General features: G+C 69.3%; 15 protein-coding genes and 5 pseudogenes. 7 read left to right on the top strand and 13 right to left on the bottom strand.

Annotated features, from left to right (window positions below):
* Both MY520_RS21090 and MY520_RS21085 read right to left on the bottom strand, forming a co-directional pair.
* The coding region (locus MY520_RS21090) for a DUF222 domain-containing protein (RefSeq protein WP_436694526.1) at nt 1–333 on the bottom strand (333 nt) is incomplete at its 3' end.
* Nucleotides 334–675: 342 nt separating this feature from the next.
* On the bottom strand, nt 676–1,029 hold the full coding sequence (locus MY520_RS21085) for a hypothetical protein (RefSeq protein ID WP_436694525.1): 354 nt from the start codon (nt 1,027–1,029) through the stop codon (nt 676–678).
* A 143-nt stretch (nt 1,030–1,172) separates the two neighbouring features.
* Between MY520_RS21085 and MY520_RS21080 the strand changes: the two genes are divergently transcribed.
* The 4 genes from MY520_RS21080 to MY520_RS21065 all read left to right on the top strand — a co-directional run bounded on the left by MY520_RS21080 (nt 1,173) and on the right by MY520_RS21065 (nt 5,101).
* Nucleotides 1,173–1,790 carry a hypothetical protein gene (locus MY520_RS21080; RefSeq protein WP_436694524.1) on the top strand — a complete coding sequence of 206 codons (618 nt, stop codon included), beginning with the start codon at nt 1,173–1,175 and terminating at the stop codon, nt 1,788–1,790.
* A 397-nt stretch (nt 1,791–2,187) separates the two neighbouring features.
* Entirely contained in the window at nt 2,188–2,808 is a 621-nt protein-coding gene (locus MY520_RS21075; RefSeq protein ID WP_436694523.1) for a TetR/AcrR family transcriptional regulator, read from the top strand.
* A 59-nt stretch (nt 2,809–2,867) separates the two neighbouring features.
* Nucleotides 2,868–3,254 (top strand): DUF6394 family protein, encoded by a 387-nt coding sequence (locus tag MY520_RS21070; protein WP_436694522.1) that lies wholly within the window; start codon nt 2,868–2,870, stop codon nt 3,252–3,254.
* Nucleotides 3,255–3,265: 11 nt separating this feature from the next.
* The gene (locus MY520_RS21065) at nt 3,266–5,101 is read left to right on the top strand and encodes a potassium channel family protein (RefSeq protein ID WP_436694521.1); all 1,836 of its coding nucleotides are present in this window, start codon (nt 3,266–3,268) and stop codon (nt 5,099–5,101) included.
* 305 nt (nt 5,102–5,406) lie between these two features.
* Here the strand turns inward: MY520_RS21065 and MY520_RS21060 are convergent, their stop codons facing one another.
* Nucleotides 5,407–7,341 (bottom strand): primary-amine oxidase, encoded by a 1,935-nt coding sequence (locus MY520_RS21060; protein ID WP_436694520.1) that lies wholly within the window; start codon nt 7,339–7,341, stop codon nt 5,407–5,409.
* A gap of 322 nt (nt 7,342–7,663) precedes the next feature.
* Here MY520_RS21060 and MY520_RS21055 point away from each other — a divergent pair, with 322 nt between their 5' ends.
* On the top strand, nt 7,664–8,368 hold the full coding sequence (locus MY520_RS21055; protein ID WP_436694519.1) for a DUF899 domain-containing protein: 705 nt from the start codon (nt 7,664–7,666) through the stop codon (nt 8,366–8,368).
* A gap of 42 nt (nt 8,369–8,410) precedes the next feature.
* Nucleotides 8,411–9,247, top strand: a complete 837-nt coding sequence (locus MY520_RS21050) for an MBL fold metallo-hydrolase (RefSeq protein ID WP_436694518.1) — start codon at nt 8,411–8,413, stop codon at nt 9,245–9,247.
* Between the two features lie 698 nt (nt 9,248–9,945).
* Here the strand turns inward: MY520_RS21050 and MY520_RS21045 are convergent.
* The 9 genes and pseudogenes from MY520_RS21045 to MY520_RS21005 all read right to left on the bottom strand — a co-directional run bounded on the left by MY520_RS21045 (nt 9,946) and on the right by MY520_RS21005 (nt 19,880).
* A complete protein-coding gene (locus tag MY520_RS21045; protein WP_436694517.1) occupies nt 9,946–11,097 on the bottom strand; it encodes an IS630 family transposase in 1,152 nt (383 codons plus the stop codon).
* A 108-nt stretch (nt 11,098–11,205) separates the two neighbouring features.
* Nucleotides 11,206–13,288 (bottom strand): annotated as a pseudogene (gene mobF, locus MY520_RS21040) (MobF family relaxase); the annotation flags it as partial.
* Nucleotides 13,289–13,523: 235 nt separating this feature from the next.
* Nucleotides 13,524–14,623, bottom strand: a pseudogene (locus tag MY520_RS21035) (IS630 family transposase).
* 166 nt (nt 14,624–14,789) lie between these two features.
* Complete coding sequence (locus MY520_RS21030) at nt 14,790–15,050, bottom strand: EF-Tu/IF-2/RF-3 family GTPase (protein WP_436694516.1); 261 nt, start codon at nt 15,048–15,050, stop codon at nt 14,790–14,792.
* Between the two features lie 103 nt (nt 15,051–15,153).
* Nucleotides 15,154–15,924 carry a hypothetical protein gene (locus MY520_RS21025; RefSeq protein ID WP_436694515.1) on the bottom strand — a complete coding sequence of 257 codons (771 nt, stop codon included), beginning with the start codon at nt 15,922–15,924 and terminating at the stop codon, nt 15,154–15,156.
* A gap of 850 nt (nt 15,925–16,774) precedes the next feature.
* Complete coding sequence (locus tag MY520_RS21020; RefSeq protein WP_436694514.1) at nt 16,775–17,788, bottom strand: SIR2 family protein; 1,014 nt, start codon at nt 17,786–17,788, stop codon at nt 16,775–16,777.
* A 104-nt stretch (nt 17,789–17,892) separates the two neighbouring features.
* Nucleotides 17,893–18,180: pseudogene (locus MY520_RS21015) on the bottom strand (transposase); the annotation flags it as partial.
* A 16-nt stretch (nt 18,181–18,196) separates the two neighbouring features.
* Nucleotides 18,197–18,409: pseudogene (locus MY520_RS21010) on the bottom strand (transposase); the annotation flags it as partial.
* A 229-nt stretch (nt 18,410–18,638) separates the two neighbouring features.
* Complete coding sequence (locus MY520_RS21005; RefSeq protein ID WP_436694513.1) at nt 18,639–19,880, bottom strand: IS701 family transposase; 1,242 nt, start codon at nt 19,878–19,880, stop codon at nt 18,639–18,641.
* A 146-nt stretch (nt 19,881–20,026) separates the two neighbouring features.
* Between MY520_RS21005 and MY520_RS21000 the strand changes: the two are divergent.
* Nucleotides 20,027–20,920: pseudogene (locus MY520_RS21000) on the top strand (IS5 family transposase).
* Nucleotides 20,921–21,048: 128 nt separating this feature from the next.
* Here MY520_RS21000 and MY520_RS20995 read toward each other — a convergent pair.
* Nucleotides 21,049–22,239, bottom strand: coding sequence for an RCC1 domain-containing protein (locus MY520_RS20995; RefSeq protein WP_436694529.1), 1,191 nt, complete (start codon nt 22,237–22,239; stop codon nt 21,049–21,051).
* Nucleotides 22,240–22,615 lie beyond the last annotated feature (376 nt).

Below are 22,615 nucleotides of genomic sequence, written 5' to 3'. Positions count from 1 at the left end.
GACCACCGTGACCTGGTCGGCGGTGATCTGTCCGGCGGCGAACCCGGCGGCCAGGGCCGGCAGGTGCTCCAGTGCCCGGCCGTTGCCGACCACCCGGCGGACCGCGGCCGGGGACAGCCGGGCGTGGCCGCGCAGCCAGGACGGCATCGTCGTGAGACCGTCGTGTTCGGCGGCGCCGGCCAGCTCGCACTGCCGCACGGTGCGCGTGATCTCGGCGGCCAGCCGGTTCTCCGCGACCAGCAACCCGCGCAGCCGGTCCAGCAGCGCCGGCCCGAACAACGAGTCCAGCTCGTCGTCGGCCAGCCCGTCCAGCGCGACCGCCAACTCACCCATGTGCGCCTCCCACCACGCTTCGATCAGGTGTTCGAAGTCTACCTCGCCGGGAGTTCAGCAGCGCCTGAATCCCCAGGTCAGTCGCCCGTCCACAGATCCCGGGGCGGTCTTGCACAAGCCCTGCACCGCCTCCCATGACCCGCCCGCCGTTGAGGCTGCCGGCGTCCACGACGAGCCGCCGTACTCGGGGTGAGCAGCGGCTGCGCCGGCGAGGTGGCTCCAGCCGATGCCTGCCTCGAGTGCCGAGCCGACCTGACGGTTCAGCGCGCGAGATCGAGTTCCTCGGCGCCGGGATGGCGGCCGCTCAGGATGGATCCATCTCCCCGCCCTCACTGGCGGTACTCAGGCGTGCGGAAGGCTGAGGCGGTCCAGGTCGGCGCCGGAGAGGGTGACGACCTCCGGGTCGTAGCCGAAGCGCACCGTCACCTCGCCCAGCCGCGCCTCGACCAGCGTCGTCGGGCGCTCGGGTGAGCCGTCGGCCGGGCGGTACCACCAGCGCTCGGCGAGCAGCGGCAGGCCGCGATGGCGCAGGAACGCCGCCGCCTGCTCCCGCGCCGGGAAGGCCCGCAGCGGAGAGCCGAAGAGGGAGCGCGCCACGCACACGTCCGCGCCGTCCCGCCGCTCGGCGGTCAGGTAGCCCACGAGTTCGCCGTCCTCACGGCGGTGCACCGGCTCCAGCTCCTCGGTTCGGGTCATGTCCCGACGGTAGGGAGACCGGCAACCGGGTTTCGCAAGCTTGCGGATTCCTTGCGGTTGCCGGGCGGGGACCCTGCGGTTGGCCCTCCAGAGTTCTCCCTGTCGCCGGGACACGGCGACGAACCGGACCGAGGAGGACCACCGTGACCGCCCAGAACGCCCGACTCCGCGCCAACCGGAGGCGCGTCCTTGCCTCCGCCGGCGTCCTCGGGGTCGCCGCGACCGTCGCGGGCCTCGGCACCTTCGGCACGTTCACCGACAGCACGACGCCGGTGGTGACCCAGCTCGACACCGGGGTGCTCTCGATCGCGCTCACCGAGGCCGCCGACGCCGCGACCCTGTCGCTGTTCGACAACGGCAGCTTCCTGGCCGGCGACGCCGAGAGCTCGGCGATCGACCTGGTCAACGACGGCTCGGTGGCGCTCTCGGAGCTGCGGCTGACCTCGACGGCGACGACGTCGAGCGTCCTGGACTCCGACGCGGACGACGGCCTGCAGCTGCTGGTCGAGTCGTGCTCGGTGGACTGGGAGCTGAACGCGGGCCTGTGGTCCTGCGCCGGGACGACGGCCCGCCACTACGCCGGCCCGGTCGTGGCCGACACCGCCCTGGGCGGCTCCGCGGGCCTCGCGGCCGCCGGGGTGGACCACCTGCTGCTCACCGCGTCCCTGCCGTCGACGACCACCGCCGACCTGGTCGCCGGTGCCGTCAGCGAGCTGGACTTCACCTTCAGCGCGGTCCAGCGCGACGGCGGAGCCCGATGAGCCGGCCCTCCGGGGCCTGACAGACAGCCGGCGTCTCCCTTGCACGGGGGGATGGAGCCGCCGGCAGCACGACCGGCGACGCTGTGGGGGACAGCGTCGCCGGGAGCACCACCGACGACGTTGCGGGGGAACAGCGTCGCCGGGAGCACGACCGGGGGCGCTGTGGGGGACGGCGTCGCCGGGAGCACCACCGGCGTCACCGTGGGGGACGGTGCCGCCTCCCGGGGGACGTCCGGTACGGCTGCGGGGGACAGCGGTGCCGGACGGGGACGACGAGGCCGGTCGCGGACATCCGCGACCGGCCTCGCCGCGTGTGGGGGCCGCCGGGGAACCCGTCGCGGACGGAGATCCACCATGGGGGCTGCGCCACGCCCGGGCCACGCAGTACGTTCGATCGGTGACCGACGGTGAGGACAAGCGCCCGCCATCGGCGCCTGCCCGCACCCGCAGCGGCGTCCGACGGCTCGACCCGGCGCGCGACCAGGCCATCGCGGCCGCGGTGCTGGAGGTGCTCGGCCGCGACGGGTACGCCGCCCTCACCATGGACGCGGTGGCCCTGGCCGCCGGGGTGGGCAAGGCGACCATCTACCGCCGCTGGTCGAGCAAGTCCGAGCTCCTGCTCGGCGTGATGGACGTGCTGGGCGAGCTCATCGTCGCCCCGGACACCGGCACGCTGCGTGAGGACATGCTCGGTCTGCTCACCTCGACGCTGGACCTGCTCGCCGGCCCGCCCGGCCGGGCCACCCGCAGCCTGATCGGGGCCGTGCTCGACGACTGCGTCCTGGCCGAGGCCTTCCAGCGGGGCCCGCTCGCGCACTGGGACCGCGCGTGGGCCACCGTGCTGGACCGGGCGGTGGAGCGTGGTGAGGTGAGCCGGGCCGCGGCGGACTCGCTCGCGGTCGAGGCCGGGACGGCGGTGGTCGCCCTGCGCTGGCTGGTCACCGGCCGGACGCTGGACGCCGACGTCGTGCGGGAGCTGGTCGACGGCGTGATGCTGCCGCTGTTGCGCGCCCGGTAGCTGCGGGTTTTGGATCGCCCCGGACGGGGCAGCGCAGGGCCTCAGACGCGGGAGGCCGGGTGAACCTCGAGAAGGTCGTCTTCGGCTTCTTCGTCGTGCTCGCCGCCACCCTGAACTTCGGGTTCTTCATCGGCGACATCGACGACCCCGAGCTGCACAACCCCTACGAGCTGTTCGCGGCGGTCGTCGTCAACCTGATCGCGACGGTGCTGAAGTTCGGTGACCGCACCCAGATCGGCGCCGTCCACCTGGCGACCAGCCTCGTCGCCGACCTGCAGCTGATCGGCGCCACGCTGATGTTCGGCTACGCCTCGTACGTCTCCACGGCCGGCATGACCCCCGCCTGGACGGCGAGCGTGGTCTCGCTGTCCGGGGGCGCGCTGCTGGCCAACATCGTCTCCGTCGTCCTGCTCGTCGTGGAGACGGTGTCCTTCCACCGCGGGTGACGGAGGTCGTCGTGGGCAACCCCCTGCTCGCCTTCTGGCGGAACGTCTTCGGCCGCGAGGACGACCGGCCGGTGCGCCGCAGCACCCTCCTGGTCGCCGCCGCGTCGGCGGCCGAGGCCTCGGCGACGATCTTCCTGGTCATGCGGCGGATGCGTGCGCCGCTCATCGTGCTCATCGTCATCTTCGCGGTCAGCGTGCTCGGGCTGACCCTCATCCCGGGGCAGGATCTCGAGGGCGACCCGTACCGGATGGGGTTCTTCGACGCGTTCTACGTCATGAGCTACACGGCCTCGACGATCGGCTTCGGCGAGATCCCGTACCCCTTCACCTACAACCAGCGGATGTGGGTGACCATCTCGATCTACCTGACGGTGGTCGGCTGGGCCTACGCCATCGGTTCGCTGCTCGCCCTCCTGCAGGACCGCGCGTTCCGCTCGGCGCTGGCCCTGCAGCACTTCACCCGCAAGGTGTCCCGGCTGCGCGAGCCGTTCCTGCTGATCGCCGGGTACGGGCGCGCCGGCGAGCTCCTCGGGCGGTCGATCGACGCGCTCGGCCGCCGGTTCGTCGTCCTGGACGCCAACTCCGAGCGGATCGACGACCTGGAGCTCGCCCCGCTGCACGCCGACGTCCCCGCCCTGGCCGCCGACGCCCGCGACCCCGGGCACCTCACCGTGGCCGGCCTGAACCACGCGTGCTGCGAGGCGGTCGTGGCGCTCACCGACGACGAGGAGACCAACCTCACCGTCGTCATGGCCGCCGCGCTGCTCCGGCCCGAGCTGCCGGTCATCGCCCGCGCCACCTCCCGGGCCATGGCCGACCGGATGCGGGCGTTCGGCGACCCCAGCGTGGTCGACCCGTTCGACCGCTTCGGCGACCACCTGCGGCTGGCGCTCAGCGCACCGGCGTCCTACCAGCTGCTCACCTGGCTGGAGAGCGGACCCGGGGCGCCGCTGCCCGGCCGCGGGACGCCGCCGCGCAGCGGGCGCTGGGTGGTCTGCGGGTACGGCCGCCTCGGCCGGGAGCTCACCGCCGACCTGCGGGCCGAGGGGATCGAGGTCACCGTCATCGAGCCGAACCCGACCGGTCCCGAGGACGCCGACATCGTGGTGGGGGACGGCTCCGAGCCCGAGGTGCTCGAGCGGATCGACCTCGCGCACGCGGTCGGCTTCGTCGCCGGCACGGACAACGACACCGCCAACCTGTCACTCGTGGCCGCCGCCCGGCGGGCCAACCCATCGCTGTTCGTCGCGGCCCGGCAGAACCGGCCGGCGAGCGCGCCGCTGTTCTCCGCCATGGCGGTCGACGCCCTCCTGGTGCCGACCGAGGTGATCGCGCACGAGGTCTACGCGCAGCTGTCCACCCCGCTGCTGTGGCGCTTCATCCGCGAGATGCCGGCCCAGGGTGACGCGTGGGCGGCCGACCTCGTCGACCGGCTCACCCAACTGTGCGGTCCGGAGCTGCAGGTGCTGTGGAAGGTCCGGCTGACCCCCCAGGAGGCGCCCGCGCTGACCCGGTGTCTGCCGTCGGGCGAGGTCCGGCTCGGCGACCTGCTGCGCAACCCGGAGGACCGGGACGAGCCGCTGCACGCCATGGTCCTGCTCGTCCTCCGCGGCGGGCGGGCCATGCTGGCGCCGGACGACGACGTCGTGCTGCGGACCGGTGACGAGCTGCTGCTCGCCGGCTGGGCGGCCGCGCGGCGGGCGCTGGGCCGGATCCTGCTGGTGGACTCCGTCCTCGAGTACGTCGTGTCCGGACGCCGGGTTCCCACCAGCTGGGTCTGGCGCACGATCACCCGCACCCCGGTGGGGGCACCGGCCGAGCGCCCGACAGAACGCACGCCGTCGTAGCGACGACGAGAGCGCGTGTCGTCGGATGCGGCGGAGCCTCACCGTCGGCGCGGCCCACCCTCGTCGAGTCCCTGCTCGACGGCACAGCGGACCAGCTCGACGCGATCGTGCAGCTGCAGCTTGCGCAGGGTGTTCTGCACGGTGCGGTGAGGCAGGGTCAGCTCCGCACTTTCTCGCGCTCAAGCGCCGACACGACCCGGGCGAACTGCTCCGCAGCGACTGGTACGCCCGGCATCGTGACCTGGCCCGGAACCTCTCCCCGGCGGCCGGAGGGCCGCGGCAAACGGATCCGCGAACTCGAACTCTCACTCGGACCCGTGGGTGGAGTGCGCGCAGTGGCCCGTGGCCGGCCCGGGGATGTCGAGGGCGGGGTTGCGGTCGAAGAAGCCGACCGGCGCGAGCGTGAACCCGCACGAGTCGACCGGCATCACTGGCCACTCCTCCGGCCGCGGGAAGTGGACCATCCCGAAGGTGTGCCACAGGACGACGTCCTGGTCCTCGAGCGGCCGGTCGCCGGCGACGAACACCGGCAGCCCGCCGGCCCCGGCGTGCTGGTTGACCAGGTCCCCGGCCGGGTGCCGCTGGGCAGGGTCGTACTGCGTGACCCACAGGTGTCTCGTGGCGAACTCGGCCCGCTCGTGGATGGACGAGGACTCGTCGGCCAGCAGGACCGGCTTGCCCTCCGGGATCAGGACGTAGCCGACCGGTTGCCCGAGCCGGTTGGTCACCGACGGATTGACCACCTGCCACATCCGGTCGACCGACGGATCGGCCATCCGTTGTGCCTCCGACTCACAGCTCAGCGGCGTCATCCGGCGGCGGAACCCGTTGCCGTAGGGGTTGACGCCACCCACCGCGTCCGGGACGGCGTCCACCTCGTAGACCGAGTTGGTCATCCCGTCGACGGCCATGTCCAACCGCGCGGAGAACAGGTGCTGGTGGAACGGGGCGCCCAGCCCGGGGGCGACCTCGGTCGCGTAGGGGTGGTCGATCCCTCGGTAGGAGCTCGTCCAGAGGATGCCGGTCGCCTTGACCTCCGCCTGGATCCGTCCGTCCAGGTAGAGGTACCAGTAGAAGCCGTAGTCGTAGTTCCCGACCGTGGTGACGAAGCTGATCACCAGCCGGCGCTGCCGCCGGGTCTCGGCCATGTCGAACCACAGGTCGCGGTGCTTCCAGAGGAGCCCGAAGTCCTCTTCGTGCATGCAGATCGCGTTGCGGATCAGCTGCGGGTGGCCCATCTCGTCGGCCAGCGTGGCGTCGAAGTAGTGGATCTCGCCGAGGCAGTCGCAGCCGAGCTCGAGGCTGTTGGCGAACCGGCCGAAGAGGTACTCGCTGCCGTCGAAGTAGTTCTGCCAGTAGCGAGCCGGTGAGGGGTCGGCGTAGGGCACGACCATCTCGGCGATCGATGCGCGGTAGACCACCGACCGGCCGTCATGCGTGAGCTGGTGCAGCGAGAGTCCTTCGCGGGCGTCGAAGCCGATCCGGAACCGCCAGCCGGCCCAGCTGACCTCGTCGTCGACGACGACGAAGCTCGCGCCCTCGGGCTGGGTGATCTCGATCGGCTTGAGGTCCGTCCGGGATTCCACCGCGTGCGGCGGGGCGTCCCAGCGGCCGCGTTCGGACGGAACCGGGAGATCGAGCAGGTCGTGCACCGCGGTCACCACGCCCGCCGTGAGGTCGATGACGCCGACCAGGCCGTCCACCGGGTGAGCCATCGGGTTGTCCTGCGGATCAGGCTGGTGGAAGGCGAGCACGCGAATGAGCCGCCGGCCGACCTCCTCGGACAGGCCGTACATGCCCGCGGACAACGGCGCGCAACGGACCTCCGCGACGGGGAGACCCCGCCGGGCCAGGGCCGCGGCCCACCGCTCGTCGGCCGCCACGATCCCGTCGAGCTCCATGAACTCCTCGACGAGGAGGGGTACCTGCCCCTCGGTGGCGGCGTCTATCACGACATCCCGGGCGACGGCGCCCTCCGTCAGCGAGACCGACACGTCGCGGGCGACCCCGGTGGCGCGGTCGAGCAGCAGGACGCGCGCCCGCCTGTCGACCTCCGCACCGGGCCGCCAGCTGAGCACGTCGCCCTTGTCGGGCTCCTCGAGCTCGACGAAGACGAAGCGGGTGGTGTCGGTGAGCATGCCGGCGGCCGCGAGCTGGTCGCGGACCTTCTCGATCTCTTCTGCGGTCAGCCGCGCCAGTGGGTGGCGGACGGTCGTGGCCCGGGTGGATGTCGCGGTCATCGGAGCTCCTCGCGCGCGGGTTGCCCACGCTTCTCCCGTCCGCGGCCGAGGGTCAACGGGCTTCGCCGTCAGCCCGGCGGGTCCTTCAGCAGGGCAGGATCCGTCGGCACGTGTCGTGGTCGTAGCCGCGATCGGCGGGGGCTCGCTGGGGAGCGACGGAGGCCGTCTCACGAACTCGCAGGTCAGGAGCAGAAGCGTTGCGAGCGATGAGTTCGGTCGTGCCCGGCAGTCTTCCCCGGGAGGTGCTGGGCGGCACCCGGGCCGTAGCTGTCCACCGGGTGCGACCGACCTGGATCAGCGGTGTCCCGAGGGGAGGCGTCACATGACGGATGCTCCTTCACGCACGCACGCTGACGTCGGGCTTCCGGAGGTGGTCTCGCCGGCTGAGTGGCGCGCCTCGTTCGAGGCGCTGTTGACCAGGGAGAAGGCGCTCACCGCTGCTCGTGACGAGATGTCCGCGGCGCGGCGGCGGATGCCGATGATGCAGGTCGACACCGGCTACCGGTTCGTGGGTCCCGCCGGTGAGGTCGGTCTGGTGGACCTCTTCGAGGGCCGCCGGCAACTCATCGTCTATCGCTTCTTCTATGCACCCGATGTCGAGGGCTGGCCGGAGGGAGCGTGCTCCGGCTGCTCCATGTTCGCCGACAGCATCACGCATCCCGCGCACCTGAACGCTCGCGACACGACACTCGCCTTCGTGTCCGCCGCACCTCAGGAACGCATCGAGACCTACCGCGACCGAATGGGATGGAGCGTGCCGTGGTACACGCTGGTCGGCGATGACTTCTCCCGGGACTTCGATGTCGAGGAGTACTTCGGCGTCAATGTGTTCATCCGGGACGACGACGCGGTCTTCCGCACGTACTTCGTCAACGGGCGTGGTGTCGAGACGATCGGATCCGCGCTCACGTTTCTCGACCTCACGCCGCTCGGTCGCCAGGAGCACTGGGAGGACTCCCCGGCGGATCGCCCGCAAGGCGACCCGTACGTCTGGTGGCGACGACACGACGAGTACGGCCAGATGTGATGGCGAGTAGCGCGGCGTGACCACGAGCGGAAGGAGCCACCCGTGCTGAGGCAGGTCGCGGAGGGTGTGCTGGTCCACCGGAGCGAGTTGCTCCGGAACAACGCCGTCGTCGTGCGAGGGCGAGCCGGCGTGTTGCTCATCGACCCCGGCATCACGGGCGACGAGATGTCCTGCCTCGCGAACGACCTGTCCGATCTGGGCCAACCCGTTGTGGCAGGCTTCTCGACGCATCCTGACTGGGACCACGTGCTCTGGCACGCCCCACTCGGCGACGCGCCCCGTTACGGCACAGCCCGCTGTGCGGCCCGTGTGCGAGATCTGCGGTCGGACGCGGACTGGAAGTCCCGCGTCGCCGAGGGGTTGCCGCCGGAGATCGCCGATGAGGTACCGCTGGACCTGTTCGGCCTCATCACCGGTCTGCCGGACGCGACTGCGCGGCTTCCCTGGGATGGCCCTCGAGTGCGGATCATCGAGCACCCGGCGCATGCCCCGGGCCATGCGGCGCTGTTGATCGAGGAGCGTGGCGTTCTCGTGGCCGGCGACATGCTCTCTGATGTGTTCATCCCGATGCTCGACGACGTGGCCAGCACCGATGACCCGATCGAGGACTACCTCGTCGGGCTGCGGCTGCTGGAGGGCGTGGCGGACGACGTCGATGTCGTCATCCCCGGTCACGGGTCGGTCGGCGGAGATGGTCAGGTACGCGCACGGATCGACCAGGACCGCGCGTACGTCCACGCCCTGCGTGACGGCCGTGCTCCCGACGACCCGCGGATCGGCCCATCGGTCGAGCCCGGCTGGGAATGGGTGCGCGACATACACGCAGGGCAACTCCAGAGCCTCGCTCGACGACGCGAGCGCGATGGGACGCCCGGCTAGCTTTCGCCCTTGACGTCAAGGGCGAAAGCTAGCCGGTGTCAGCCGTCTGAGTGACCTCAACCGCATCCGCCTCCGGTTGGGGGCAAACTCGGCCGGTGCGAGGGTGGCGACGGCTCAAGACTCCACGCGGGGTCTTCTGGTCCCTCGTGCTTTCGGCCCTCCTCATGGCGGTCTTCGGGGTACTCGTGCTCCTCTACGGAGATCAGGCTCACCAGGTCATCGGTGCAGGCGCCTTACTCCTCGCGTTGATCAACGCGGGGAAGGCCATCGGCCAGTGGTCAGAACTGAAGGCGGCTGAGAGTTCGGCTGATCGCGAGCTACCGAGCTAACAGGCCAGCGTCCGGTGTCCCACAGTGGGCCGCTTAGGGCACAAGGCGCAGGGGACAAGGGGCAGGCTTCGGGCTTGAAGCGGGTCCGGCTGGTCCCTACCCGACGAGGCATGCTGCCCCATGTCGTGGCCTACCCCAGGACCAGCGGGGTAGTGGGCGTCGATGGATGCAGTGTCGCTCGGCAAGGCTGGTCTCCAGGGTTGGCGCGCGAAGGTGGGAGACGCCGTCGCGGGACCGATCGCACAGCGCTCACCGTTGACCGACGACCAGGTGCGAGCCGCCGTGGGTGGACTGTTCTTTGTGCTCTCGCTGATCTACGTACTCGGCACGGTCAGGCGCCTCGCGCGTAGGAACTGACCTAGTGCCGGGTCAGGCAACCTTCGCCTTCTTGATGGTGGAGGCGCGCTTGATGACCTTGCGGAGCTTTGGGTCGGTGGTGTGCCGGTTTCGCCAGCCGATGTAGCGGCGGATCATGCGCGCCTGCTCGCGGTGGGTGGGGTGGTCGGTGCCGTCGAGGGTGAAGTAGCGCAGGGCAGTGAACTGCGCCTCGATGCGGTTGAGCCAGGAGCCGTAGAACGGGGTGTAGGCGATCTCGACGTTGTTCGCCTCGGCCCACGCCCCGACCCGGTCATCGCGGGTGGTCGACAGATGGGGGCTGAAGTTGTCGCAGACGATCGCGATCCGCACGTCGGCCGGGTAGAGCGAGCGCAGGTACCGGCAGAAGGCCAGGAACTGGGTGCGGCCCTTGCGGTGGGTGACGTGGCCGTAGAGCTTGTCGCGGGGCAGGTCGAGTGCGGCGAACAGGTGCCGCACGCCGTGCGGGCGGGTGTAGGTCGCCCGGCGTCGGCGCCGTCGCGGAGCAGTCGGGTCCCCGCGGCCGCTGGCCCGTGGCGCCCACTGCTTGCCCGGATGAGGCTGCAGGTTCAGCGGCCCGAACTCATCGACGCAGAACACGATCGTCGGGTCGTCCGGCCCGGGCTCGACGATCCCGTCGGCGATCGCGTAGAGCGCCAGCACCCGGCTGGTCTTGGCCTCGTAGTCCGGATCGGTGCTGGTCTTGAAGGTCTTCACGGCTTGAAAGCTGACGTCCTCGTCACGCAGGAGCAGGCGCAGGCCCTCGTGGGAGATGTCGTCGACCACCCCCTCGGCGACCAGGAAGTCGGCCAGCTTGGACAGGCTCCAGACCGAGAACGGCAGATCGTGATCGGCCGGGCGGCTCAGCGCGATCTGCTTGATCTGCTGACGTTGGGGCAGCGTGAACTTCGGTGGCCGACCGCCGGCGTAGCGCGGATACAGCGAATCGAACCCGTCGGCGTTGAAGTTGTGCAGCACGTCGCGGACCCGGTCGGGACTGGTGAAGGTGACCTCGGCAATCTTGGCCACCGGCATCCGCTGCGCGGAGAGCAGCACCATCTGCGCCCGCCGCCAGGCCACCACCGACCCGGTGCCGCGGCGCACGATGCGCAGCAGCCGCATGCCCTCGTCGTTGCTGATCGGCCGGACCTGCACGGGCTGGACCATCTCGCATCTCCTGCGGGGAAGTCAGGATCAGACGAGACAAGGCTGACCGGCACCGCCCCAGCCGAGAACCGGTCCTGCACCGGGCAAAGGTTGGCAGCCGCGGAACTAGTCGCGGGTGTCCACCACGACCGCCAGCTCGTGGCCCTCGGTGTGGGCCGTGGTGGCAAGGGCGGCCAGCGTCTCCTGCAGCGCGGCGGGATTCGGGTGCAGGCGGATTTGGCCGCGGACGCACAGCGCGTCGAAGACCGCCCTCGCGTCTTCCCCGCGGCGCATGGCCAGGGTCAGCTCGGCGTAGCCGGGGTCGGGCACCGTGCGCCCGGTATCGTCGGTGCGGAGGAACCGGTGGACCGCGTCGAGGGTCGGGCGGGCGGCCGGGTCGGCGGCGCGCAGCGCGAGATCGAGCACGCCGCCGCGGCCGACCGCGGGCAACTGGTGGCGGTCGCCGAGCATCGCGATGCGGACTCGGCACTCGTCGGCCAGGGTGAGCAGGGCGCGGGCGGTGTTCTGGTCGAGCATGCCGGCCTCGTCCACGACGAGTAGATCCCCGGGGAGCAGCCGCGCCCGTTGGGCCGGGCCGGCGTGGACGGCGCCGGTGGCCGGGTCGGCCTGCCCTGCGGTGAGCCGGGTCCAGGCGCCGTCGTGGTTCCAGCGCCAGCCGTGCTGGAAGGCCAGCCAGGCCGCCGAGCCGGCCGCGGTGCCGACCTCGGCGGAGGCGACCCGGGCCGCTTTGAGCGTCGGGGTGACCACCAGCAGCCCGCGCCCCTGTTGCGCGAGGAGGTGGCGGGTGGTGGCGAGGGTGGTGGTCTTGCCGGTGCCGGCCGCGCCCTCGACCACGACCAGCGGCTGGTTTCCGGCGAGCGCGGCCGCGGTGGCGGCCTGCCCGGCATCCAGCCGCCCCAGGTCGGCCGCCAGCTCCGGCTGGAGGTCGGCGCCGAGCCCATGGTCGGTGCCGCGGGCGGCGAGGCGGGCGGTCAGGTCGGCTTCGACCTCGAGCACCGCCGGCGAGGTCCACGCCCGGAGGTGCTCGGGTACCCCGTCGCGCGGCACCAGCGGAACGCAGTGGGCCAGGGCGCGGGCGGTGAGGTCCTCGGCCAGCTCGCTGCGCACCGCGGCCTCGGCCACGACGCCCTCCGCGGCGATGAGCTGTTCGGCCTCGCCGCGAAGGTCGGCGGCGTTCCACGCCGAGCGGCCGGCGGCCAGCCGGCTCAGCATGCGGTCGACGGCGCGGTCGCGGTCGAGCGCGCCGACCGGCGTGGGGCGCAGCTGGACCGGGGTGTCGGGGTCACGGTAGCCCAGGGCGGCCAGCTCGGCCTGCCAGCGCGCGATCAGGTCGGCGCCCGAGCGGGGGGTGACCTTGTCCGGGCGTCCGTCGGCCCACGCCCGGGCGTCCCAGGCTCGCCGCAGCGCCGGTCCGGGCTGCTGTCCGGGGTGCGCCTGCATCCAGTCGCGTTCGTAGCGGTCCAGATTGCGCCCGATCTGCGCTGCCCGGGCGTTGAACGGACCGGCGTACTCGGCGAGCTCCGGTATTTCTCCAGTCGCATCGACGGTGTAGCCGTGGGTGGCCAGCGCGGCCCGGAAGTGCGGATCGGTGGTGACCGCGGCGTGCCCGATCCCATTGAGCAGCGAGGAAGTCCCGCACGCCGACGGTGTGCAGCCCGCGCCACTGCCCGGCGGCGAACACCCGGGCGCCGATCTGCAGGTGCAGATGCCGGTGCGGATCGCCGGCGCGGGAGGTGTAGTGCCGCACCGTCGCTGCCTCCAGGATCTGGACCGGCAGCTGCACCTGGCCGCCGCGCGGGCCGACCCGGGTGGTCGCGTGCACAGTCAGCCAGCCGACGATCTGGGTGGCGGCGCGGTCCTGGGCGGCATCGTAGGCGGCGGCGATGTCCGGGTGCACCGCGGCGGCCAGCGACCAGGACTTCGGGCCGTTGACAACGACCTCGACGAAGCGCACCGCGCGCTCGTCGGTACGCAGCCGCCCCCGCGGTTCGCCGGTGTCAGGATCCCGGCCGGCCACCCACGTCTCGTAGGTCTCTCCGGTCAGCGCCGCACGTTCCTGCACCCGCCCGGCGCGGGCGGTGAAGCGGCGGGCCAGGCCGGTCCCCCCTGCCAGGTAGTAGTCATCGGCCCGCCCGCGATCGGCCTCCAGGTACTGCCGCGCGGCGGCCGGCGGACCGGCGTATACCTTCATTCCGCCGTGCATCTCCAACGCCTCCCAACAATGACCAACAGGTCACCCCTAGAAACGGCGATCGGGCCCCGCGAAGCGGGGCCCGAGCTACCCATATTGGTAGCATGCGTGCCGTTCTTCAGTAAAGGCTTGGGAGTTGGCGGCAGTTGTTGGGTGTCGTGAGCGCTAGGTCGTCCTAGAACTCATCTTATTGGCCGCTTGGTGCGACTATTCATCGTTGAGAGAGGCTGATCGCCTAGTGCTCCGTAACTGACGTGGTTGATGTCTTGCGGTGCCGTGGACCGGTGGCCTTGGCGATGATCGTGTCGGGATCCTTGGTCCAGGTGAACGGCCGGCAGCGGTCGTTCCAGGCGCCGATGAACCGCTCGATCGCGGCGATCAGGTCGGCCACGGTCGGGAAGCTGCCGCGGCGCAGCGCTTGGCGGGTGATGATCGAGAAGAAGGCCTCGACCAGGTTCAGCCACGATCCCGACGTCGGCGTGAAGTGCAGGGTCACCCGCGGATGACGGGCCAGCCAGGCGCGCACCGCCGGATGGTTGTGGGTGGCCAGGTTGTCGACCACCACGTGCAGCTCGCGGCGCGGATAGGCGGCCGCCACCTGCTTGAGGAAGGCCAGGAACTCCTGGTGGCGATGCCGGTCGGTGCAGGCCTCGGTGACCCTGCCGGTGGCCACCTCGAGTGCGGCGAACAGCGTGGTGGTGCCGTGCCGGACGTAATCGAAGGTCCGCCGTTCGGGAGAGCCTGGCCGCACCGGCAGCGTCGGCGCGGTTCGCTCCAGCGCCTGGATCTGCGGCTTCTCATCGACGCAGAGCACCACCGCCTTCTCGGGCGGATGCAGGTACAGCCCGACGACGTCGCGGATCTTGCCCGCCAGCTGCGGATCGGTGGAGAACTTGAACGTCTCCGCGCGCCAGGGCTGCACCCCAAAGCGGTGCCAGATTCGGGCGATGGTGGCGTGCGAGATCGGGGTGCCCTCCGCGCCCAGCGCGTCGGCAGCAGCCGCGAGGACCAGTGGGTCGCCCCGAGGGCGGTCGGCGGCTCGGTCAGGGTCAGCTGCAGCACCCGATCCCGCAGCCCCTCCGGCAGTGGCGAGGGCTTGCCCGACCGCGGCAGATCCTCCAGTCCGGCCAGGCCGTGCTCGGCGTAGCGGCCGCGCCAGGTCACCACCGTTCCCTCGGCGCAGCCCACGGTCGTCGCGATCTGCTTGCCGGGTACCTCGTCGGCGGCCAGCAGCACGATCCGGGCCCGCTCGACCACCCGCGCCGGCGCGCCCCTGTCCCGGGCCCGCTGCTGCAGCTCCAGCCGATCAACCTCCGGAACCTGCACCACCCGCACATGCGCGGCTATGAGAAATGGTCACCCCGGCCGTGAGATCACATCAAGGAGCACCGCGACGGAGCACTAGACTAGAGCCGCAGGAGTCTCCGACCCGGTTCGGTCACCGTGGCGTGAAATCGCGAGGCGTCCATGGCGTCGCGATCGACGGAAGAATCATGCGAATTCACGACCCCTGAAGGACTCGGCCTCTCCCCGCGTCTTCAGGCCTGACCCCGCGCAGTAGCAGACTGACGCTGTCGCCTGCCTTGGCCTGGTCGACGGCTTTGCCGGACATCAACGCCAGTCTGGTGACGACGCTGAACGTCGGCTTTGCGCCGGCGCCTGTGATCGTGACGGGGTCATTCTCTTTGACAGCGCCCTGCTCGATCCTCCCCGTCACAAGAGTGCCACGGCCCGTGATTACGTGAACGTCGTCGATCGGCATTCGGAACGAGCGGGCGGGAGCCTTGGCCTGTGGAGCTGTGCTCATGGTTTATGCCACCTCCGGCCATCTCCAGGGATCGCATCCTGATGGATCGGACATCCGGTCACGTCAGCTCGTCGATCTCGAGCCAAATCTCCTCGGCACCTTCGATTTGGGCGGAAAAGCCGTGCAGGCCGCTGGGTGGGGGGGTCCGACGGAAGGTTCCGGTGACGCTCTCGCCGGACGTCAACCTGGTGTCCGGCAGGTCTCTGCGAGCGATTTCGGCGGGCTGAGCGGAACGAAAACTCATCGCGGTCACGTCGTCATCGAGCGGCCGCCCCGACATGTCCGTCAGGGTTCCCGGCACGATTCGCGCGATGAGCACGTGATCGAAGCTCGGCCTCGCCGTGATCTCGTGGACGAGATGGAGCCGGCCGGCCGGGCCGAAGCACAAGTATCTCAACTCGGCATCCGGCGCCGGCTCACGCTCGACCAACTCGCTGAAGTGCACGACGTGCAGCACATCGGCCACGGCACCGGTGACGATCGAAACTCCCCCGCGCTCGAAGTGCCCGCGGAAGATGGTGCCCTCCAGAGAAGACCTTTTGGGACCGTTCCGGGGGTCGAGCTCGGTGATGGGAAAGAGTTCCGGGAGGAACGTGTACAAGCCACCGTCACCCGTGGCGCGGTCGGCAAGAAAGGCACGGGACGAGTCGTCGTCGAACCGCACCGACAGCAGCACTTGAAAGTTGTGCGGAAAGTGGAACATCGGCAGGTGTGACAGGTGCAGCACTTCGTCGCCGAACAGCAGCATTCCGTGGCTACCTGTCGTGTCGGGGTGGTCGTGACTGGAGTCGACCGGCTGTCCGGATGTGTGAGTCTGCTGATCGTCCATTTTGGCTCATCTCCTCACGTGATCCAGCACCGCTCCGGGCCCGACATCTCGCCCTGCTGCGCTGGGGTGACAGTGCGAAAACTGGTGTGTCCTGAATGACCCGCATCAACTGAAGACCTAGGCGCTCGCCCTGGCTCGCCGAGTCGGGTCCTGAATGCTGCGGTCTCCCGAGCCCATGGGAGGGCGGCACCAGCTCCTTTCGGCGATTAGTCCTCGGCAACTGGTGGAGCCGCGGCGGGCGACTGCTCCATGGCGAAGGCGACTCCGCGCTCGGCGGGGTGACGGCGGTGTACTCGTCGTGCCCATGCGTCGCCGACCGAGGTGACGTGGACGCGCGCCCTCCTTGTCGGTGAGCGCCCGGAAGTAGTAGTCCGGCAGCACGACCGTCGCCCTGCCGTGCGAAGCGCTCGACCGCCGCGTCGACCGGGTGACCGGCCCGCGATCCTGATCTTGATCCTGGGTCCGCCGCCCGTGCTCCTCGACCCACACCCAGGGTCTGGTACTCGGAACATCCCACGCTCCCTGATGCCCGCCGTTGCCAGCATCGAGCGCAGCATGGCAAGGAGGTGTCACTGCGCCGTCACCCGGTCGTCAACGCCGCGGTTAGGCGGGCGTTTGAGTGCCCGGTCATCGCCGCGCCCAGCCGCAGAATCTTGATCCGCCTATTGCCGTTGCCCAGTTGGGCCGGCGCGGTCAGATCGCGCTCGCGTCTCAAGCCTCGTAGGCTGCCACCCGATAGATGTCCTTCCAGGCTTGAGAGCCGAGTTGTCGCAAACACGGTCATCGCCGATTGGTACGGGTACCTATCGCCGTCTCACCGGCAGCGTCGCGCCGCTACTCGCGGATTCGGTCAAAAGACGAGTTCCCAGCTAAGGCCCGCGGCCTCGTACAGCTCTTGGAGTTTAGGCTTCAGTTCCTTGTGATCGTTGATCCACACTACAGAGGTTCCTAGTGGACGCAGCGACGCCTCAACCGCATCGTCCACCCGAGGGACGCTACTGTGCTTCAATATTGCGAAATGCCGTTGCACCTGTCGCCGAATCTCGTCCGGCTCTAGCTTTCTTTCATTCTGGTGACCATGCACCCGCTCCAACTTCGAGACGTGAAGCAGTCGCCGGATGTTCTCATCTTGCATTGAACTGCCGATGAAGAGAAAGGACCACTCGCGCAGAAGATACAAAAAGGTGTAGTTGAAGAGACTTGTCGGACTTCCGAAGAAGTCGTAGTAATCTTGTTCCGTAAGGACCACAGCGTCTGGCGCATTCTTCGCAGGATCGGCAGCCTTGGGGTCGAAACGAGTGAATCCGTGCATATGGTACACGTTCGTGCGCCCGACAATAGCCTGCGCAGAGGCTCTGTCGATCGTGCGCAATAGTGAGACTCCGTATCGTCCCCGGACGTATTCCTGTAGCACGTTGTCGAGATTTGACGTGACGACCGCGTGGACTTGTGGATTCGGCGAGTAGCGTGCATGCTCACTATCGCGCATGGCGCATAGACTAGCAACGGCTTGCAGCGTTACATTATTGAGTTGCACGTGCTGGACTAGCTCGGCTCGGACGTCGTGGTTGATTGGACCTGGAAAAAATGGAAACTCGCTGTACAGCGCCTCTCGAACTATTGCAACGAATTCTTCTCTGTCGCCGCACCGTTCCTCTAGGACACTCGCGATGACCTGCAATGGAACGTGACAGCTTTGGAGCTCGCGGACGAAGTCTGTACCGCCTTCATCCTCCACTCGGTCCGCAATCCTCTCTAATAGTCCGCTCCAGGTTGGTAAGCCGGAGCCGACCGAGACACCTGCCCCCAATACTACTACTATTCCGTGCTTGACGTAGGTCTCCTTCAGGTGGTCCCAGTTCATCAGTACCACGCATCCTCGTTCACGTCGGAATAGCGTACATGCCGCATCCATACTGGCCCTTCGATCGTGACCAAACAAGGTTCCTCGGCACGCCTGAATCAACAGTAGCGGCGGCCTTCGGTCCATTCGTCGTGCTGCTCGGACAGGACGGTGCCGACCAGGCGGACCAGCGCGTCGCGGTCGGGAAAGATGCCGACCGCGTCGGTGCGCCGGCGGATCTCGCGGTTGAGCCGCTCGGAGGGGTTGTTACTCCGGATCAGCCGCCGGACCTCCCTGGGCGAGGCGGTGAAGGCCAGCACGTCGGCGCGGGCGGCCTCGAGGTGCTCGGCGACCTTCGGCAGCTTGTCTGCCAGGGCGTCCAGGACGCGGTCGAAGTGGGCGTGCACGCTTGCGCACCCACGCATCCGGGGCGATCACCTCGACCGCGCGGCGGGCCAGCCGTTGGCGCACCGACTCCACCGCCCAGGTGGACGACGAGACGACCTGCTGAAGCCCCTGCTCGTCCACCCCGAGGCGCGCGGCCATCGACTGCATCGACTTGCGCCGCCCGTCCAGTAGCAACCCGCGCACATACGTGGTGCCCTTGTCCCGCTGTTCACGACGCATCAGCGGCGCGAACATCTCCGCCGGGAACTCCTCCAACCGCCCCCACACAGCGGCCAGCTCCCCCGGAGTCATGCCCAATCGCAGCGCGCGAACGCTGCTCAGACAGGAGCTAACGAAGTACTACTAGTAGTGCTTCGTTAGGTCGGTGCTCGGGCATGGGCGTCGACGGGTTGTCCGCAGACGATGCAGGTGCCGGTCCAGGTGGCCAGGAGGGTCTGCAGTTGGTGCAGGACCGCGTAGAGGCTCAGGCCGGCGCAGCCGCTTTTGGGCTGGTCCGCAGCACGGTGACGAACAGCTGGGCGGCGGTGACCAGGGTGACGTGGCGGTGCCAGCCGGCCCAGGTCCGGCCCTCGAAGTGGTCCAGGCCGAGGGCTGTCTTCAGCTCGCGGTAGTCGTGCTCGATCCGCCAGCGGATCTTGGCCAGCCGGACCAGCTCGGCCAGGTCGCTGTTGGCGGGCAGGGACGAGAGCCAGTAGTCGGTGGGCTCGGCGGTGTCGGGTGACCATTCGGCCAGCAGCCACACGAGGGGCAGCGAACCGTCTCGGGCCAGCCGTCCGGTCGGGCGGCGGCCGGCCGGACGTATCCGCAGCGCCACGAAGTGAGAGGTCATCGGCCCGCAGGAGCCCTCTCGCCAGGTCAGCTGCCGCGCGGCCTCGCGGCCTGCGGCCAGCACGTGCTCCCGGATGGCCAGCGGGGCGGTGCGGTAGCGCGGCTTGGGCCGCGGTCCCCGGCCGGAGTAGTCGATCGTCTCCGGCACCGCGTCGGCAGGATGCGCAGTCAGGTCGCTGTTGACCTGGCAGACGTAGGGCCGGCCGCGGGCGGTGAGCTGCTCGCGGAACTCGGCGTTGTTGCCGTAGCCGGCGTCGGCGACGACCACCGGCGGCGCCGGCCCCCAGCCGGCCAGCTCATCGATCATGTCCAGGGCAAGCCGCCACTTCTCCCGGTGTCGCTGCTCGGCCGGGATGCCGGCCCGCTGCCGGCGGTCGCGGATCGCCGCGGCCGCCTCCGGAGTGCTCGCGCAGGCGTCGTCCCAGCGCTCGGGCAGGAACAGCCGCCAGGACAGAGGGCAGGACGCCGTGTCGGTGACCGCCGAGATCGACACCCCGATCTGGCAGTTGCCGACCTTGCCCAGCGTGCCGGAGTACTGCCGGGCCACCCCCGGCGAGGCGGTGCCGTCCTTCGGGAAACCGGTGTCGTCGACCACCCAGGCATCCGGTGCGATCACCCCCACCGCCCGGCGGGCCAGCCGCTCGCGCACCGGCTCCACCGCCCACGTCGAGGACGACACGAACTGCTGCAGCCCCTGATGGTCGACGCCGAGACGCTCGGCCATCGGCTGCATCGACTTGCGCCGCCCGTCCAGCAGCAACCCGCGCACGTATGTCTGCCCCTTGTCCCGCTGATCATGGCGGGCCAGCGGCGCGAACATCTCCGCCGCGAACTCCTCCAACCGCCCGCGTACGGCGGCCAGCTCCCCCGGAGTCATGCCCCATGGCAGCGCGCGGACGCCGCTCAGACAGGACCTAACGAAGCACTACTAGGGCGTGTCTGACGGATCTTGGGTAGTTGAGTCGGCAGGCTCCGGGCGATGCGACAGCATCGAACGGTGGTCTCCGATGCAGCTGGGCGTGGATGCAGCCGTTGCTGCCGTCCTCAGCCGATCGGCGCGGCGGCCGGTCGCGCGATCACGACAGGTGATCGAAGCGATCGCCTGGAAGTACCGCACCGGCTCGCCCTGGCGGGAGCTGCCCGAGCAGTTCGGGCCCTGGCAGACTGCCTACGAGCGGCTGACCCGCTGGAGCGCCGACGGCACCTGGGCTCGGCTGCTGGCCCGGGCGCAGGCCGACGCCGACGCCGCCGGCGAGCTGGACTGGCTGGTCGCGGCCGATTCCACGCTGGTGCGGGTGCACCAGCACGGAGCCATCGCCCGGCGGGTGGGCGGCAACGCCTCAACCGTGCGGGAAGACGACGACCAGGAGGGCGGCCGGCGCCCCGAGCGAGGTTGATTTCTCAGCCGAAGTCCTCGCCGCCGAGCCGACCGATCACGCCATCGGGCGGTCCCGCGGTGGGCTGACCACCAAGGTGCACGCGCTCACCGACGGCCGCGGCCGGGCCCTGGTCGTGCTGCTGACCGCCGGCAACGTCCACGACACCACCATGTTCGCTCCGCTGCTGGCAGCGTTGCGCGTCACCCGCAGTGGCCCGGGCCGACCGCGGACCTGCCCGGACTACCTGGTCGCCGACAAGGGCTACAGCTCCCGGGCCAACCGCACGTTGCTCCGCCGCCGAGGCATCGCTCACACCATTCCCGAGCCCCGCGACCAGCAGGCCAACCGGCGCCGCAAAGGCTCTGCCGGCGGGCGTCCGGTCGGCTTCCACGCCGGCCGCTACGCCCGTCGCAACGTCGTCGAGCGCGGCTTCTGCCGGGTCAAACAATGGCGCGGACTGGCCACCCGCTACGACAAGCACGCCCGCAACTACGCCGGCGCACTCGATCTCGCCGCGCTACTCACCTGCCTTCCATGATCCAGCAGACACTCCTTAGACCACAGAGGAGGTGACCGACCAGCCGACCATCCCGGCGCTCAGCGCCTGACCGAAACGAAGGTCACGCGGTAGCCGTCACACACCACGCCAGCGGACTTGACCGTCGGTCAAACTCCGAGCAAACGGACTACGATGCTATGGTTGTGACCTGCCGCCAGCGCAATCGAGTCCCTGAACTCTCCGACTCGAGCAGGGCTTGATCGGCCATTCTTGTCTCCGTGACCAAGTTGCCCATACGTGTTGTTCCCCCACGACCAAACCGAGCCTGACTTAACTGCAAGCGTGTGGAATGCCCCAGCTGCGACGTGGGTGACGTCATCCAAGACCCGTTGTGGATGCATTTCGATGCCTCCAGCGCGCCCTACCCCTAACTGGCCCGCCATGTTGTTCCCCCAGGCAAACAGAGCTCTGTCGTCTCGTATAGCCAAGCTGTGGTACCTGCCGGCGTGCACGGATACGATATTCTCGACTCCTGGAATTTCCTGAGGATAGTAGTCCCAACTATGGTCCCGGGTCTCCCTTCCCAGCTGTCCGTAATCATTCCTTCCCCAAGAATAAACGTTCCCAGCATCCCCGAGGGCTAAGCTGTGATCTCCGCCAGCGGCCACTGCCCGCGTCGGCGGCTCCGGCGACCACACTGGCACTGGGTAGCAAGAGCTCGACTCAGTTTTGCCTAACTGCCCGTAATAGTTGGCGCCCCAGCTGAAAACTCGCCCGTCCTCATGGCCAAGCGCCAACTGATGATGATCTCCGGCTGCCAATGTCACACGTTCGAGGGGAAGATCGACCGGGAGAGGTATCGCACTCGAGGAGCGGCATGCGTACGCAGAACCCCAACGGAAGACGCGTCCGCCTGGGAATACCGCCAAACTCTGGTCTCCTCCAGCATAAACCTCTGTGGCGAGCAGTTCGCTCAGGAAGCATGCTTGGCTAAAGTCCGAGCGAGTCGTGTAGGTGCAGTTGCCGAGCTGTCCATAGTTGTTGCGACCGCAGGCCCAGACCGTCCCGTCGAAGAGGCTGATGACTGAGTGTTCCTCGCCGCCTGCGACACTCCTTACTTGAGTGATCTGCCCGACCCGTGCCGGCTCGAGGACCGACTCGCTTCTTTTTCCCTGCCCAAGCTGCCCGTGATAGTTGCGGCCCCATGTCCAGAGTGTGTACTCGAAGGGTGCGGCGCTATTATAGTGGGGGCTGCCGCTTCCCTGTTCCGCTGCATGGGTGACCCGTCCATTCCCGGGTAATCCGAGGCCGGTCGTTCCCAGACCGATACCTAAGGCAGCAATACCCAACCCCCTCATGACGTCGCGTCGAGAGATCATCGACGGGGGCTGATGGGCGATCATATCGCCCGGCAGCCCTCTGTTCGATCCCTGGTCACCTTGATCGTGCATGACCCCTCCCATTTCTGAGGATGCCTGTCGGCGGTCATGATGCTCCGTTGATCGCAGGGGTGGCTCTGTGTAGAAACCGCAGCGATCGCTCCATGCGATCCTAGATATCCATAGATATGGATATCCCAGATGTCGGCAGGCAGGGGTGCGGGCGCCTCCTCGTGCGGCAACGCGCGATCTCCAATCGGCGACAGTTGGCCCACAAGGCCGTAGCCCAAACATCGTGCTTACCGCTCGCAGGGTCCAGTCCCTCCGGGAAAGCAGTGAACATCCGTGGGCTCAT

Source organism: Geodermatophilus sp. CPCC 205506, from assembly GCF_051383635.1.
GTDB lineage: Bacteria > Actinomycetota > Actinomycetes > Mycobacteriales > Geodermatophilaceae > Geodermatophilus.
This window is presented reverse-complemented; position numbering and strand designations above follow the sequence as displayed.

Bases quoted from the DNA above. Each gene is read 5' to 3' on its own strand.
- MY520_RS21085 (WP_436694525.1), bottom strand. From the start codon at position 1,029: ATGACCCGAACCGAGGAGCTGGAGCCGGTGCACCGCCGTGAGGACGGC.
- MY520_RS21060 (WP_436694520.1), bottom strand. From the start codon at position 7,341: ATGACCGCGACATCCACCCGGGCCACGACCGTCCGCCACCCACTGGCG.
- MY520_RS21055 (WP_436694519.1), top strand. From the start codon at position 7,664: ATGACGGATGCTCCTTCACGCACGCACGCTGACGTCGGGCTTCCGGAG.
- MY520_RS21045 (WP_436694517.1), bottom strand. From the start codon at position 11,097: ATGGTCCAGCCCGTGCAGGTCCGGCCGATCAGCAACGACGAGGGCATG.
- MY520_RS21030 (WP_436694516.1), bottom strand. From the start codon at position 15,050: ATGCCGATCGACGACGTTCACGTAATCACGGGCCGTGGCACTCTTGTG.
- MY520_RS21025 (WP_436694515.1), bottom strand. From the start codon at position 15,924: ATGGACGATCAGCAGACTCACACATCCGGACAGCCGGTCGACTCCAGT.
- MY520_RS21020 (WP_436694514.1), bottom strand. From the start codon at position 17,788: ATGAACTGGGACCACCTGAAGGAGACCTACGTCAAGCACGGAATAGTA.
- MY520_RS21005 (WP_436694513.1), bottom strand. From the start codon at position 19,880: ATGACTCCGGGGGAGCTGGCCGCCGTACGCGGGCGGTTGGAGGAGTTC.
- MY520_RS20995 (WP_436694529.1), bottom strand. From the start codon at position 22,239: ATGAGGGGGTTGGGTATTGCTGCCTTAGGTATCGGTCTGGGAACGACC.